We start from the raw sequence: 14,623 nt of genomic DNA on the forward strand, positions 1-14,623 counted from the left end.
GGGGAGTGGCGGAAACACATAAATTATTTCATCACTGGCAACACACACTGCAATTTTTTGGCGTTGACCAAGATAAAATAGCCACAACTTTTACTCAATTAGTTGACGCATATCATACCCCTGGGCGTTACTACCATACACTGCAACATATTGATAATGTGTTGCATAACATTCAAGCTTTGCAAGCTTATGCTCAACATTTGCCTGTTGTGCAGCTTGCAGCTTGGTTTCATGATGTAGTGTATGCTTCTCAAGCACCAGATAACGAAGCCAAAAGTGCTGAATATGCTGGACAGGTATTAACTTATCTGGCAATTCCCCAAAATCAAATTACAACTGTTCAGCGTCTCATTCTCAACACCAAACACCATAAAGCAGCTAATGACGATATTGATAGCCAAATTTTATTAGATGCTGATTTGGCAATTTTAGCTGCTGGCTCTGTTGATTATCAAAAATATGCTGATGCTATTCGTCAAGAATATGCTTGGGTAACAGAATCAGAATATATTCAAGGGCGCAAACAAGTCCTGGAAAAATTTCTGCAAAGACAGCGTATATATTTTACACCTCTAATGTTTGAGGTGGCTGAAGCATCTGCCAGAGCTAACTTGCAAGCAGAAATTTACAACCTTTCTAGTATTTAAGATTTCAGTACCGAGGTTGTCTTTTAAAAAAGGGTGAAAGGGTGTGAGGGGTGTAAGGTTTTTGTTTCGCCATACTCTTTACAGTTGCTTGGTGCAGAATATAGCGGTTCTCGGTTAGATGAGGTACATTTCAACCCCACCCCCAACCCCTCCCCGCTTGCGGGGAGGGGAGCGTTTGCGTCAGCAAATGCGGGGTGGGGTTCCAACTACTGCTATATAGCAGCCCTAAATCATTTGTAAAATTTCTATATCTTTTTCTTCTTTCTTCCCTTTGCGTCCTTGGCACGGCAGTCGCTTCAAGCCGGGAAACCCGTCCAACGCGCTGCCTCGTTTTTGGCGGTTCGTTTCCATATCTATGTTTTTCACGACTAATTTAGGATTGCTATATAAAATATGGCATTTTGCTTGCGGAATGTACTGGAATTAAAAAGCAATATGGCATTTTATTTGCGTAATGTACCAAAATTAGTAAACAATTCGGCAAAATGAGTTAGCAGTATGGCATTTTACTTGCGGAATACACCAAAAACAGTCAGCAATTTAACAAAATAAGTTAGCAATATGACATTTTACTTGTGGAATATACCAAAATCAGTAAACAGTTTGGCAAAATAAGTCAACAATCTGCCAAATTGCTTACTAAGATCCAATTTATTGGTTTTCTTTGTGTTGATTGGTAAACATCCTGGCAATATTGATAAGACGTACAATGAGCGAAACGTACACTTCGACTTCGCTCAGTGTACGTTACTCAGCATTTGTGTTGTGGTGTGGCTACCATTTGCATTCCGGCGGGTGAAGCTAAAGTTAAACCACGACGTACGGGACGCACTGGGCGTTTATTTAGTAAAGAGACTTGGAACTGCGACAAAATTGTGGCGAGGGCAATTTTCATTTCATACTGAGCAAAGGCTAAACCAATACACCGACGATTTCCGCCACCAAAGGGTAAATATTCATAAGGGGAAAATTGTCTTTCTAAAAAGCGTTCTGGTTTGAATTGGTTTGGCTGTGGGTAAACTTCTGGGCGATGGTGCGCTAAATAAATACTAGGCAGAACTCTTGTACCTGCGGGTAATTTGTAGCCCATAATTTCAATTGGGTATTTTAGCACCCGAAAGAAAGCAGTGATTACAATTGGATAGATCCGTAAGGTTTCTTGGCAAACGGCTGTTAAATAAGGCAATTTGGCAATATCACTTGGTTCTGGGTTAGCGCCTAAAGTAGACAATTCTTGGAGTAATTTTTCGCGGACTTCTGGTAAAAGGTCAAGCCAATAAAAAGCCCAAGTTAATGCGGAAGCTGTGGTTTCATGTCCAGCAACCAACATTGTCATTAATTCATCGCGTAATTCGACATCTGACATTGGTTGACCATCATCATAACGTGCGGCAATCAGTAAACTGAGGATATCTTGGCGATTCTGCCCAGTTTCAGCCCGGCGTTCTTGAATGAGTGCATAAATGAGTTGATCAATTTGTTGGAGTTGGCGGACAATTTTTCCCCAAGGACTCCATGCGCCCCAGTCTTGTTGCAGAAACCGAAAGAAGAAAGCACTAGACATCAAAGGTGAACTCATAATGTCTAAGGTAGAAGTGAGTAATGGGCGCAGTTGTTGAAACATCGGCCCTTCATCCACACCAAATACCACCCGCAAAATAACGCGCAAGGTGATTTCTTGCATAGAAGTGCGGATATTAAAAGGTTTACCTATCACCCATTCATGGCTAACTTCTTGGGTGATTTCGCGGATAGTTTGACCGTAAGCCCGCATTCGCTCACCATGAAAAGGCGGTGTGAGTAATTGGCGTTGGCGTTGGTGGCGATCGCCATCGAGTAATATCAAGGAATGATCACCAAGCAAAAATCTTAAAATTTGATTACCTCTGCCAGCCTCAAAATAACTTGCATCAGTAGTAAAAATCTGCTCTAGTGCTTGGGGATGACTAAAATAAACAAGTTGATTCTCCCCATTTCCCCAAACTGTAAAGTTATCACCGTAAACCTTGGCAAAATCTTCGACATAATCTATCGGTCGAAAGATAAACTTAATCATTCGCAGCCAATACGGTATTCTTGGCCCATCAGGCAAGCTGTTAATTACTGTCATAAAATCTCGTCAGAATTTATCATGACTATTTTTATTTTGGCGATTTTTCCCTGTGCTGCGGGTCACACAAAGCGGTATATTTTTGTATGGCGGGATAGAAAGCCATAGCAATTTGCAAAAAATGCGACACCTAAAGCCATCTCCAATCCAAAATCTCAAATCGTAGAAGCAGTGCCAAAAATCGTCGCTATCCTCAACGGTAAAGGAGGAGTCGGCAAAACGACTACCTCAATCAATTTAGCTGCACAATTTTCTAAACGAAAAACAGTGCTGCTGGTAGATGCAGATATTCAAGGTTCTGCTAGTTGGTGGTTTGGACGCAATGATCAAGGAATGGGATTTGATTTATCGCAAGAAACAGATCCACAGCTATTAGGCCATTTACGTAAAATAAAAGGTTACGATTTAGTAGTGGTGGATACGCCTCCAGCTTTGCACTCTGAAGCATTGGCAACAGTAGTAGCGATCGCAGATTATATACTTTTACCTACACCCCCATCCGCAATGGATTTAGCTGTTTTGATTGAAACAGTAAAATCAGCCGTCGTCCCCACAGGAGTTCCCCATCGTGTACTCTTAACTAAAGTCGATGCGCGGAGTATTGGTGAAGCAATGGAAGCACAAAACTCTCTCGTTAAGCTAGGTATCCCTGTTTGTAAAGGCTTCATCCGTACCTATAAAGCCCACGAAAGAGCCGCATTAGAGGGTGTTGCAATCAATCAATGGCGAGGCAAAAATGCTTGGGAGGCGGAATCAGACTATCGCCGCGTGGCTGATGAATTACAGCGTGATTGGAGAAAATAATGGCTAGGAAACAAAATCTTTCTGACTTAATTCAAGCAGAAGCACAAAAATTAACACCAAATAGTGCAGTAGACGAAGGTGCAATCGAAGTTCCGGCTGTGGAAGTTGTGGAATCAACAACAGCCGCAGATGAAGATGTAAATGAATCAACCACTGCTAAACGTAATACTCCCACCAAAGCAGACTTAGAAGCTACTATTAAAGACTTAAAAACAACTTTAGAAAAAAATCAGGACACAGAAAAAGCTCTACAAAAACAAATTAAAGAATTACAATCAGCTTTATCAGAACAGCAAGCCTCTGTAGAACGCCTAACCAAAGAACTAGAAGAAGCAAAAACCACTGTACTTCAACTGGCAGAAGCAAATTCTAAACTCATCGAAGAAAATAAAGCCCTACAACAACCAAAGGCTAGTATTGTTCCTCAGAAAAAAGACAATTATCATCAAACTGATTACAGAAAATCTCACCGCGTCCCCGAAAAACTCCCTGATATGCCAGCAGAAACAAAAGATGATTTTGCGGCTAATACTTGGTTGTATGACTAAATATCAGTAACTTAAAGCCCTCAGACTGGAAGTCTAGGGATAGATAAACAAAGCCTGCCTAGCCAACGCAGGCTATTTGTCTTATCTTTTGCGTGAAATTTGATAAGACCAAATTAAGTAATGGACTGACACGACTAAAATGTTGCATTAGAGATGAAATAAAATTAACCGCAGATAAACGCGGATGGACGCGGATGGAATTTCGATGATTGCCATAAATTAGCTGTGTCAGTCTACTAGTTTGCTTCTGGCATCAGATAAATTATTGTGCGATAAATAATTATTCATCAAAATATAACTTGCACTCTACTTAAATTATTGATTTTGTCGCTGGCAAGTATCACTGAGGGAGAAAACATGAAATTGTGTGGTTATACGATCGCAGGTACTCTTGTGACAATTTTAGTAGGAGCGATCGCAAATGGATGTACTAGTTTTGCAACTTCCAATGTGCAGCAAAGCAAAAGCTTAAATCCTCCCACCACCACAAATCAAGCCCAACTTCCTCACACTAGCAATCCCGTCTCCAAGCTGAATCTCCAAGCAGGTATGCCATATCAAAAAGCACGAGAACAAGTGCTTCAACAAGGTTGGCAACCGAATCTACAAGGCGATGCGCCTAATCTTCAAGATAGCTCTGTGAAAGAATTATATGATTTCGGATATACAGAGGTGAAAGACTGTTCCGGGACAGGTGTTGGTGCTTGTCGATTTGAATTTACCAACCAAGCCGGAGAACTATTGTGGATTTCAGCCACCATCGCTGACCGTAGTAATACAGAACGAGTTGTTTGGCATTGGTCAATTGAGAAAAATGGCAATCAACAAACTTCACAGTCTTCTCGTCCAGAAAAACCACCATTTATCGGTACTCGCTCATTTAATTTTCTCGGAGGCAGTGGCACAGGTCAATCAATTGCGATCGCACCTGATGGCACTACGATAGTTACACTTCATGGTAAATTTCAAAGTTCCATTCAATACCAAGGCAAATTCTCCAATCCCATCATCTTGCAAGATGGCAGTGGTTTTGGATTACTTTTTAAAGACGGTAAAGTTTACAGCCTTGCAGCTAATGGACAAATTGCCAAAGGTTGCAAAGGTGATGCAACAGTTTGCGAATCAGCTTTAATCGCAGCTACATCTGCGCCAATTAAACCAGGGTTTTATGTACTTGGCGGCACTGATCAAGGTTTAGAAGTCAAAGGAGAACAGTATCGATATTATGATGAGGCTGGCGAACAAGAATGGAGACCAATTTCAGAATTAAATTATATTCAAGAAAATCTCATATTTGATGGCAAAAATTATTGGTGTATTCCACCCAGAAGCGAAGCCGGAGTATGCACAGAAAACGGCTGGATGCCTGTCAGATAATAAGTTGATTAATGTGAAAAATTGATAAATATTTATGGTTAAAAAAAGTCAAACCCCTGTTAAAAAAACATGGATTAAAGAAATACTGAGATTTCAAGGTTCTGTAATTCCTGGGGTTTTAGAACGTTCTCTGTTTTGTGGTGCATTTGGATTTTTGATTTCTTGTCTTCACTTTTGGCAACTACCAGTTTCTGAACCAATGTTAGGTGGTGTGATTCCTAGCATTGTTTTGGGTTTGTTGTTAGTTTTTCGGACTAATACAGCTTATGAGCGATTTTGGGAAGGGAGAAAACTTTGGGGGAGTACAGTTAATACTGTCCGCAATTTAGCTTGGAAAATTTGGGTCGCCGTGGATGAAGTTGAAGCCAGCGACAGAGAACGCAAAATAGCCGCTTTACGTTTATTACCAGCATTTGCGATCGCCAAAAAATTATATCTTCGTTATGAACCAGCCAGTGAAGAATTAAAGCCTTGGGTTTCCCCGGCTCAATATAGCAATTTGCAAAATATTCAAAACATGCCTTTAGAAATATCCCGCCTGTTAGGAAAATACTTACAGCAAGAATATAAACGCGGTCTGTTAACGAATTATCAATTGACTAGTATTCACACTCTCATGAATAACTTGATGGATAATGTCGGCGGCTGCGAACGTATTTTAAAAACACCAATTCCCCCGGCTTATGTAATTCATCTCAATCAATTATTACTCATCTATTGTTTAATTCTGCCCTTTCATTTTGTTAAAGATTTAGGTTGGTGGACAGGTGTATTTGTCGCTCTTGTCAGTTTTGCTTTGTTTGGTATTGAAGAAATTGGCGTAGAAATTGAAAATCCTTTTGGTTACGACCATAATGATTTGCCATTAGATAAAATTTGCCAAACTATTCAAAATAATATTGAAGAATTTATTGCTTTTCAAGTAACCCAAGACCAAGACAATATAGAAAAACAAATCAACTTTTCATACAGCAATCCAGATATCTAAGCGTTTTTATCTGCGTTCATCGGCGTTTAATTATTCATTTGAAAGCTTGAACGCCAGGAATATTAAGACTTTTTCTCCTGCCTTTTGCTATAAATAAAGTGCGATCGCCTATACTCAAATAATTCATCTTTATGAAAACTCTTGGCATTCATCACATAGCAATTATTTGTTCCGACTATGAACGCTCGAAAAGATTTTACGTAGAAGTTCTCGGCTTTGCCATTATTCAAGAAACATTTCGAGCCGCCAGAAACTCTTATAAACTAGATTTACGTGTTAATGAACATACCCAAATTGAATTATTTTCTTTTCCCAATCCTCCCCAACGATTCAGCAATCCTGAAGCTTGTGGTTTAAGACATTTAGCCTTTGCTGTGGAAAATCTAGAAGCAACCGTGGCTGACTTAAACTTGCACAACATAGAGACAGAAAATATTAGGGTTGATGAAATTACGGGTAAGAAGTTTACCTTTTTCCAAGACCCAGATAACTTACCATTAGAAATTTATGAAGTTTAAAAACACAATTCTTGGCTACTTAATTTGTCAGTCTCCATAGATGGGTTTGAGTTGCAAATCCAATATTTATGCTTACTTGCAAAGAATATGCTGTGTGTGTGGCTCAAGATGGATGATTGAATTACTTATTTCATATATCACAATATCTAGCAATTAGAGCAAAGCTTAAAATAAAAAAAATGAGCAAATAAATCCCTATACAATAGATATAAATTAAAAATCCAGGATTTGCGGATGACTCAGATTGATTCCTTATCATCACAATCGAAACAGCCAGATTTTGTTATTAATGCAGAAGCAAAAACATCTCCAGGTATTCTCATTGCTGGTCTGATTTTAGGATTGTGGGTAATAAGTATCACACTATTTTTTTTAATCAATATTTATCAAACCCCAATTCCCTTAATAGCTATAGTGTTACTTTGGCAGACATTTTTATATACAGGATTATTTATTACTGCTCATGATGCGATGCACGGTGTAGTTTTTCCCCAGAATCCTAAAATTAATAATTGGATAGGTAGAATATGTGTATTTTTGTACGCACTATTTTCTTATCAAGAGCTACTCCAAAAACACTGGTCACATCACCGCTATCCTGCTACTAAAGATGACCCAGATTTTTATGATCATCAGCAGCAAAACTTTTTCGCTTGGTATTTTAACTTTATTAAATCATATTGGAATTGGCGACAACATCTAAGATTTATATTGGTATATATTTTTCTGAGATATATCTGTAATATACATGAAGCTAATCTGATTTTATTTTGGTGTATACCATCTATTTTGAGTTCAATTCAATTATTTTATTTCGGCACATTTCTTCCTCATAGAAGACTTGCAGAAGGATACACAAGTCCGCACTGTACACGCAGTACACATTTACCTGTGTTTTGGTCATTTATTACTTGCTACCATTTTGGTTATCATAAAGAACATCACGAATATCCTCATGTTCCTTGGTGGCGATTACCAGAGGTTTATCAGTCCGGAAAGCAGCAATAAGTTTATCGAGTATTTGAGCAACCTAATTTAGTAATTTACTCAAATACGACTGTGCGATTACCATAAACTAACACACGGTTTTGTAAGTGTAATCGTACCGCTCTAGCTAATACTATTCTCTCTAAATCTTTACCTTTTCTGACCAAATCTTCTACTTCATCGCGGTGGCTAACTCTCACTACATCTTGTTCAATAATTGGCCCTGCATCTAAATCTTGAGTCACATAATGAGAAGTTGCACCAATGATTTTTACGCCTCTTTCAAAAGCTCTGTGATAGGGATTTGCACCAACAAAAGCTGGTAAAAATGAGTGGTGAATATTAATAATTTGAGGAAATTGAGCAATAAAATCAGAACTGACAATTTGCATATATTTTGCCAATACAACCAAATCAATTTTGTATTGCCGCAATAATTCCAATTGTTTAGCTTCTTGTTCTGGTTTGTTTTCTTTTGTAATGGGAATGTGATGAAAATCAATCCCAAATTGCTCGGCGGCTACTTTTAAATGAGGATGATTGCTAATAATTAACGGAATTTCGGCGGCAAATTCTTTAGCACGGTGTCGCCAAATTAAATCATAAAGACAGTGGTCTTGGCGGCTGACCCAAATTGCGATGCGTGGTATAGTATCAGAAAAATGGAGTTGCCATTTAGCGCCCAAAGGTTGTGCGATCGCATTAAACGCTGGGCCAATTAAATCTTTAGGTAAGTTAAATCCTTCTAACTGCCATTCTATACGAGTGAGAAACAACCCCGCCGAAAAATCTGTGTGCTGATCTGCATGAATAATATTGCCACCATTGGCATAAATAAAGTTAGCAATTTTGGCAACAAGTCCTCTTTGATCAGGACAAGAAATGAGCAGGGTGGCAGTTGTCGTGGACATAAAATAATGCGTAATTCAATAAATTTTATTTGAGTTTATAGCGTTTCTTGGTTGAGTGCAGTACAAGTAGATGGAGAAAAGAGGCTAGAGGCTAGAGGCTAGGGAAATGTACCTCACTGGAATGAGAACTGCTATATTCACTTTTCATACTTCATACTTCATACTTCTTCTAAGGTGTTGGGAGAGGAAGATTAGTGGGTAAAGGTGTTGATTTACTGTTATCAACAGTTTGTCGCCATTCTGATAACTCCCTGTTAACGGCATTGACAAAATCGGTAGATACTAATAATACATTGATATTGCCGTTTGGTTGTGTACCTGAGTCAGCTTGAGCATACACAAAACGATTATTAAAATTAGATTTGCCCAAAATTAACTGATGGGTTTGCTGATTTTTCAGTTTAATCTCAATGGTGGCGTTGGGTTGAGCTAAACCAAATTCTGTTAGTTGGTTAGCAGAGGTTGATACAGTGTTATTGCTTTTACCTTTAACCAACAAATCCGTTAGGTAAGAAACGATCGCATCATTGGCTGAATCTGATACTGGATATTTCAGCAACCATTTAGGATTACTCCCCTGAGAGTTGCGTTCCAACATCAGAGTGTAAGCTTTGGTTTTCACTGTCAAAGACTGCACATCATCTTCCGCAAACGTGAAAATTTGCTGTTGTTTCGCCTTGACTTCTTCTTGCTGAGTTGCATTTCTAATTTCATAGAAATACACGAAACCACCCAAACCCAGCGCCAACAATACCAAAATTAAAGTTGTCTTTGGAATAGTCATTTGTTATTTGTCATTTGTCATTTGTCAATGGTCAAAAAGCAGAATAATGAAATTTCAGACTTCAGACTTCACACTTCATACTTTCCCTCTTCATCTTCTTCGCCACCAAATAAAAGCAGCTGTTAAAAAGCCAAGCAAAGGTAATACCAACAAAGATGACAATGTTAAAACATTGGCTTGTGATGTTGATAAAGTGATGCGACGATTTTTTGGTTCTTTGGGACGAATAGAAAGAGTCTGCTGATCTTGTTGACTCAGCCAAGATACAGAGTTGAGAAATACATCACCATTTAATTGCTGTTGAAAAACTCCATCAGTAGCAAAGTCTGAATTTCCGAAGACTACCAAGCGTGATTCTTTCGGAGTTTGTTCAGATTTCTCGGCTGTTGTAGGTGTGGGAGTTGCTTGGGTTATTGGAGTTGGTAAAGGTGAGGGTGTTGCTGGGGTTGTTGGTGTGGGTAACAGTGATGGTGTTGCTGGGGTTGTTGGTGTTGGTGTAGCTGTGGGAGTAGGCGTTGTTTGGGTTGTCGGTGTGGGTGTTGCTGGTAATTTTCTCGTCAACGCCGCGCCTAAAGTTAGTGGCCCTTTGAGGTCTTTGTCAGGGTTGAATTCTAATTTTTCGCTTTTTAGGTCGCTTTCCGCCCAACTATTAGGATAGGCTTTGGTTCGCACTAGGGGCGTAGACTCAACACCAGCCACGGAGGTAATTTCTACTGGTCTAGCCAAGCGATAAAAAGAAATTCCGTTGCCAAAATCCTTGGTAATTGGGTGTTGTCCGTAGTCTGTGATGATGGGTGCTGCGGGGCCGAGTCCCACACCTGCACCGGAAACATCGACGGCTAAACGATTATCGAGACGCACACCCCACTGTTGTAATAAAGGACTGAGTTTGGGGTCAGTATCAGGGTCAATCATCAACAGCAAGTTACCGCCACGATTGAGATAATCTTGTAAAGCTTTCACCTCTGCGTCAAAAAAGCCACGTTTAGCACCTGCTACTACTACAACAGCAGCATCATTGGGAACTTGCAATTTATCAGCTAAGTTGAGTGGTTCAACGGTGTAACCTTTCTCGCTTAATCCTTGCACAGCCTGAGAAATACCGCTTTCACCACCAGTCAGGGGATGTTCACCGTGACCTTGGACAAAGTAAGCTTTAATAACTGTGGAATTAATTAATTGTTGTAGTCGGTTAGTTAATTTAATTTCTGATAAACGTTCGTTGACATTTAAAGATTGCACTAATTGGCGTTTGTTACCCGATTCTAAATAAACTTCTCCATATTCTTTCACCCCAAATCTTTCTGCGATTCCGGGTCGGCTTTGGGGGTCAACATATTCAAATTGAAATTTAGAACTTTGACGTTGATAATTTTCTAATAATTCTCTATCTTGGGGATTTTGATTAGTATCAAATACCCAAATTTTGACTGTTTGTGGTAGCCGGCGGACTAATTCTTGTGATTGGGGTGCAAGGGTAAATAACTGAGTTTCAGTTAAATCTTGGCGTAGTTGATAACGAACACCTAAAAAGTTAATTAACCCTAAAATTACCAACACAGCCGCAGTCGCAACAACCGCATTAGTTCCGGCTTGGGTAGAACGACTCGCCCACCAACGGCTGTGCTGACTTTGCCAAAATACCCAAAATCCAATAATGGCAATTCCGGGAATCATAAATGCTAGGGGTAATAGTCCCCAGCTACCAGATACTAACCCGGCTGTGAAACCGACCATAAATAGAAACGGCCCCAGCCAAAACAAATATTTCCAAGGTTGCTTTTTTGTGATTTTTTTCATATTTTGTCCTCTGTCATTTGTCTTAACCAATGAACGCCAGTTGCTACAAGTCGGCGAAGCCGCCCAACGCACTGGCTCCTAATGACTAATGACTACTTATTTATTGCCGTTGAAAACGCAGAGCATCAATTGATTGTGCTGTGAGAAAGATACCTAAAAAAATGTAACTAGCAAATAAAATTAAGGCGCTGGTGTCAAAAATTCCTTGAATAAAGGTGTTGAAATGTTTGAGTAATGATAAATGAGCGATCGCTTCGCCCACGGGGCCGCCTATACTTTTAGCTATTAAATCCACAAATAACAGTAATAAAACTAAGGCAAAGGTCATCACAGCAGCCAGAATTGTACTGTCTGTTAAGGAAGAAATAAACATTCCCAGTGATAAAATTGCGGCTGCCAGCAAAATTAAGCCTAAATGACCAACTAGAAGAATCACTGGCGACATGGGAGGGTTAGAAGCACCAATGGCGATCGCTTCAAATATCAACAGTGGTGCGACCATTGTAATTAAGAATGTCACCACACCTAATAATTTGCCAACTGCTACCGCCCAATTGGTTAAAGGTGAGGTGGCTAATAACTCTAATGTGCCGCGTTTGCGTTCTTCGGCGTACAGTCCCATCGACAAAATTGGCAAAATAAACAGCAATAACCAACCCATCCGGTCTAAAAATGCCCGAATAAATTCATAAGGGACATCAATTAACGGGACTGGTACACCTTGTTGACCTTGTAAGTCGATGGCTGCAACGGCTGGTAAAATTCCATCGGGGCCGAACAAAATGGTGACAAAAAATAACCCGGAGATAAACCAAAATACCCCAGCGATCGCATAAGCTAAGGGCGAGACAAAGTAACTCTGTAACTCTCGGCGATAAATGGCAATAATATTCGCCAGTACTATACCCATTTATGCTGCTTCTCCTTCGTTGGCGATTGAGTCTGTCTCTGGTTCAAAACGCTTTTCTTCTGTAGTTAGTTGCAAGAACACATCTTCTAAAGTGGCGCTGACTCGGCGCATTTCTTGTAACCCAAACCCAGCGCGGATTAAGGTGGCGGCGATGTCTCTTCCTGGTTCGGTTCCCGGTTGAGCAATCACGCGCAAATAAGCCCGTCCGTCTGTAGGATTGATCAGATGATGACCAGGAATTGATTCTACCAGACTCACGCCTGCAACATTTTGTAATACTTGTTTGGCGAGATTCGCTTCGCCATCAATTTCCAATTCATATCCTGAGCCACCTGTCAACTGTGTCATCAGACTTTCGGGAGTATTAGTAGCTACGACTTTTCCCCGATTAATAATAGCAACACGACTACAAGTCATACTCACTTCTGGCAAAATGTGAGTAGACAAAATGATGGTATGTGTCCCAGCGAGGCTTTTAATTAAATTGCGGACTTCAATGATTTGGCGGGGGTCAAGTCCAACGGTGGGTTCATCTAAAATAATGGCTGGTGGATCATGGACGATCGCCTGAGCGATACCAACTCTTTGGCGATATCCTTTAGAAAGCTTGCGAATAATGACTTTTTGCTTATCTTCTAAATTACAGCGTGCGATCGCTGCTTTGACTTTGGTAGTGCGATCGCCTGCGGGTACGCCTTTGATTCTGGCGACAAAATGCAAAAACCCCTCCACCGTCATCTCTGGATATAATGGCGGTGTTTCTGGTAAATAACCAATGCGTTGACGCACCGCCAAAGAATTATCATGGACATCAAACCCAGAAATTTTCGCTGTACCGCTAGTTGCAGGTAAATAACCCGCTAAAATTCGCATCGTTGTGGTTTTACCAGCGCCATTCGGCCCCAAAAACCCTAAAATTTCCCCTGGTTCAACCCGAAAAGTTACATCCGTAATCGCTGGGGTAGAACCGTAAGTTTTACTGAGATGTTCAACTTCAATCATCGGTCTGTGGGTGATCGTCAATTAAACAATACCCAACAATCTTAGATCAATTCGTAATTCGCTGCGGGCGATCGTATCGCCACCCCAAATGAACCGCGAAAATCCAACGATGATTTCTGCACTTGATGTAATTCGTAATTAAAATTAATCGTAGGTTACGCCGTGTGCAACTTTTTCTCGAACCTAACCCCCAACCCCTTCCCTACAAGGGAAGGGGAGCAAGATTCAAAGCCTCTCTCCGCTTGCCTAACGGCAGGCTAACGCCAACGGGGAGAGGTTTGGAGAGGGGTTTCAAGAATAGGTTTCACATCATGTTAGGTTTGTCTTCCTTGACTTTTACACCCAACACCTGTTTATGACAGCCTCCTCTCAATCAAACTATTTCACACCCGAAGAATACTTGCAAATGGAGGAAACAAGCTCCATTAAACATGAATACATCGACGGCTACATTTACGCAATGGCTGGAGCAAGTGATCCTCATGTTACCGTTGCTGGAAACCTTGCTGTACTTCTACGGAGTCATGTGCGCGGTTCTGGATGTCGTGTTTACATTGCCCAGATGAAAGCGCGAATTGAATCTTTAAATCGATATTACTATCCTGATGTGATGGTGACTTGCAACTCTAGAGATCAAGAAACACCTGTACATAAAAGATTTCCTTGTTTAATTGTCGAAGTTCTATCTGACTCAACTGAAGCCTTCGACAGAGGTGATAAATTTGCTGATTATCAAGCAATAGAAAGTCTAAAAGAATATGTTTTAATTAACACAAAACGTAAGCGAGTTGAATGTTTTCGACGTAATGAAGATAATTTGTGGGTTTTACAAACATACACATCCCAAGAAAAATATTTTCAACTCAATAGCATTAATTTTGAGGCAACAATCGCAGAACTTTACGAAGATGTAATGTAATAAACAGGCGTAGGTTGGGTGGAGCGCAGCGCAACCCAACAAAAATCTCGGACACTCAACATGGATATACGAATTACGAATTAACGCCGTGTGCAACTTTCTCTCAAACCTAACCCCCAACCCCCTACCGTGTACACACAAGTCAAAAATTTTCGTGTTCAACCACATCCCGCCTAGAACTAAAGTTCCAGGCTCATAGCCAAAGTCCACCAAGCGTGGACTGGAATACATTTTTGGTTGAGTCATCTTCAGATGACTTGCGCTATGAGACTCGGAATTTATTCCGAGGCGGGACAGATGCACTTAACGAACATTTTA

15 protein-coding genes are annotated in these 14,623 nt (G+C 40.3%); 8 read left to right on the top strand and 7 right to left on the bottom strand.

Features of this window, described 5'->3' with window-relative positions; all coding sequences use genetic code 11:
* Positions 1-5 precede the first annotated feature (5 nt).
* Positions 6-647: an HD domain-containing protein gene (locus H6G28_RS07340; protein ID WP_190669969.1), complete on the top strand. Its 642-nt coding sequence runs from the start codon at positions 6-8 to the stop codon at positions 645-647.
* A gap of 225 nt (positions 648-872) precedes the next feature.
* On the opposite strand, the gene H6G28_RS37315 is transcribed toward H6G28_RS07340, so the two are convergent.
* Both H6G28_RS37315 and H6G28_RS07345 read right to left on the bottom strand, forming a co-directional pair.
* Positions 873-998 carry a hypothetical protein gene (locus H6G28_RS37315; protein ID WP_277877204.1) on the bottom strand — a complete coding sequence of 42 codons (126 nt, stop codon included), beginning with the start codon at positions 996-998 and terminating at the stop codon, positions 873-875.
* Positions 999-1,398: 400 nt separating this feature from the next.
* Positions 1,399-2,757 carry a cytochrome P450 gene (locus H6G28_RS07345; protein WP_190669970.1) on the bottom strand — a complete coding sequence of 453 codons (1,359 nt, stop codon included), beginning with the start codon at positions 2,755-2,757 and terminating at the stop codon, positions 1,399-1,401.
* 171 nt (positions 2,758-2,928) lie between these two features.
* On the opposite strand from H6G28_RS07345, the gene H6G28_RS07350 reads away from it, so the two are divergent.
* From H6G28_RS07350 to crtW, 6 genes are all read left to right on the top strand, one after another.
* Positions 2,929-3,561: a ParA family protein gene (locus H6G28_RS07350; RefSeq protein WP_190592109.1), complete on the top strand. Its 633-nt coding sequence runs from the start codon at positions 2,929-2,931 to the stop codon at positions 3,559-3,561.
* Positions 3,561-4,109, top strand: a complete 549-nt coding sequence (locus H6G28_RS07355) for a hypothetical protein (RefSeq protein ID WP_190669971.1) — start codon at positions 3,561-3,563, stop codon at positions 4,107-4,109. Before H6G28_RS07350 ends, H6G28_RS07355 begins: the two co-directional genes overlap by 1 nt.
* A gap of 357 nt (positions 4,110-4,466) precedes the next feature.
* The gene (locus tag H6G28_RS07360; RefSeq protein WP_190669972.1) at positions 4,467-5,486 is read left to right on the top strand and encodes a hypothetical protein; all 1,020 of its coding nucleotides are present in this window, start codon (positions 4,467-4,469) and stop codon (positions 5,484-5,486) included.
* A 34-nt stretch (positions 5,487-5,520) separates the two neighbouring features.
* A complete protein-coding gene (locus H6G28_RS07365) occupies positions 5,521-6,474 on the top strand; it encodes a bestrophin family protein (RefSeq protein ID WP_190669973.1) in 954 nt (317 codons plus the stop codon).
* Positions 6,475-6,605: 131 nt separating this feature from the next.
* The gene (gene gloA2, locus H6G28_RS07370; protein ID WP_190669974.1) at positions 6,606-6,992 is read left to right on the top strand and encodes an SMU1112c/YaeR family gloxylase I-like metalloprotein; all 387 of its coding nucleotides are present in this window, start codon (positions 6,606-6,608) and stop codon (positions 6,990-6,992) included.
* A 234-nt stretch (positions 6,993-7,226) separates the two neighbouring features.
* Positions 7,227-8,000 (top strand): beta-carotene ketolase CrtW, encoded by a 774-nt coding sequence (gene crtW / locus H6G28_RS07375; RefSeq protein ID WP_190669975.1) that lies wholly within the window; start codon positions 7,227-7,229, stop codon positions 7,998-8,000.
* 35 nt (positions 8,001-8,035) lie between these two features.
* On the opposite strand, the gene purU is transcribed toward crtW, so the two are convergent.
* The 5 genes from purU to H6G28_RS07400 all read right to left on the bottom strand — a co-directional run bounded on the left by purU (position 8,036) and on the right by H6G28_RS07400 (position 13,386).
* Complete coding sequence (purU, locus tag H6G28_RS07380; protein ID WP_190592115.1) at positions 8,036-8,890, bottom strand: formyltetrahydrofolate deformylase; 855 nt, start codon at positions 8,888-8,890, stop codon at positions 8,036-8,038.
* A 169-nt stretch (positions 8,891-9,059) separates the two neighbouring features.
* Positions 9,060-9,674: a DUF4340 domain-containing protein gene (locus tag H6G28_RS07385; protein WP_190669977.1), complete on the bottom strand. Its 615-nt coding sequence runs from the start codon at positions 9,672-9,674 to the stop codon at positions 9,060-9,062.
* 90 nt (positions 9,675-9,764) lie between these two features.
* Positions 9,765-11,474, bottom strand: coding sequence for a GldG family protein (locus tag H6G28_RS07390; protein ID WP_190669979.1), 1,710 nt, complete (start codon positions 11,472-11,474; stop codon positions 9,765-9,767).
* A 100-nt stretch (positions 11,475-11,574) separates the two neighbouring features.
* Entirely contained in the window at positions 11,575-12,384 is an 810-nt protein-coding gene (locus H6G28_RS07395; protein ID WP_190669981.1) for an ABC transporter permease, read from the bottom strand.
* A complete protein-coding gene (locus H6G28_RS07400) occupies positions 12,385-13,386 on the bottom strand; it encodes an ABC transporter ATP-binding protein (protein WP_190592119.1) in 1,002 nt (333 codons plus the stop codon).
* A gap of 355 nt (positions 13,387-13,741) precedes the next feature.
* Here H6G28_RS07400 and H6G28_RS07405 point away from each other — a divergent pair, with 355 nt between their 5' ends.
* Positions 13,742-14,305: a Uma2 family endonuclease gene (locus H6G28_RS07405; protein WP_190669983.1), complete on the top strand. Its 564-nt coding sequence runs from the start codon at positions 13,742-13,744 to the stop codon at positions 14,303-14,305.
* Positions 14,306-14,623: the final 318 nt, after the last annotated feature.

Source organism: Nostoc sp. FACHB-190 (assembly GCF_014696905.1).
GTDB lineage: Bacteria > Cyanobacteriota > Cyanobacteriia > Cyanobacteriales > Nostocaceae > Nostoc_B.

What these genes read in the sequence shown, in the direction of transcription:
- H6G28_RS07355 (WP_190669971.1), top strand. Translation starts at nt 3,561, where the DNA reads ATGGCTAGGAAACAAAATCTTTCTGACTTAATTCAAGCAGAAGCACAA.
- H6G28_RS07395 (WP_190669981.1), bottom strand. Translation starts at nt 12,384, where the DNA reads ATGGGTATAGTACTGGCGAATATTATTGCCATTTATCGCCGAGAGTTA.
- H6G28_RS07390 (WP_190669979.1), bottom strand. Translation starts at nt 11,474, where the DNA reads ATGAAAAAAATCACAAAAAAGCAACCTTGGAAATATTTGTTTTGGCTG.
- H6G28_RS07400 (WP_190592119.1), bottom strand. Translation starts at nt 13,386, where the DNA reads ATGATTGAAGTTGAACATCTCAGTAAAACTTACGGTTCTACCCCAGCG.
- gloA2 (WP_190669974.1), top strand. Translation starts at nt 6,606, where the DNA reads ATGAAAACTCTTGGCATTCATCACATAGCAATTATTTGTTCCGACTAT.
- H6G28_RS07385 (WP_190669977.1), bottom strand. Translation starts at nt 9,674, where the DNA reads ATGACTATTCCAAAGACAACTTTAATTTTGGTATTGTTGGCGCTGGGT.
- purU (WP_190592115.1), bottom strand. Translation starts at nt 8,890, where the DNA reads ATGTCCACGACAACTGCCACCCTGCTCATTTCTTGTCCTGATCAAAGA.
- H6G28_RS07360 (WP_190669972.1), top strand. Translation starts at nt 4,467, where the DNA reads ATGAAATTGTGTGGTTATACGATCGCAGGTACTCTTGTGACAATTTTA.
- crtW (WP_190669975.1), top strand. Translation starts at nt 7,227, where the DNA reads ATGACTCAGATTGATTCCTTATCATCACAATCGAAACAGCCAGATTTT.
- H6G28_RS37315 (WP_277877204.1), bottom strand. Translation starts at nt 998, where the DNA reads ATGGAAACGAACCGCCAAAAACGAGGCAGCGCGTTGGACGGGTTTCCC.
- H6G28_RS07345 (WP_190669970.1), bottom strand. Translation starts at nt 2,757, where the DNA reads ATGACAGTAATTAACAGCTTGCCTGATGGGCCAAGAATACCGTATTGG.
- H6G28_RS07365 (WP_190669973.1), top strand. Translation starts at nt 5,521, where the DNA reads ATGGTTAAAAAAAGTCAAACCCCTGTTAAAAAAACATGGATTAAAGAA.
- H6G28_RS07405 (WP_190669983.1), top strand. Translation starts at nt 13,742, where the DNA reads ATGACAGCCTCCTCTCAATCAAACTATTTCACACCCGAAGAATACTTG.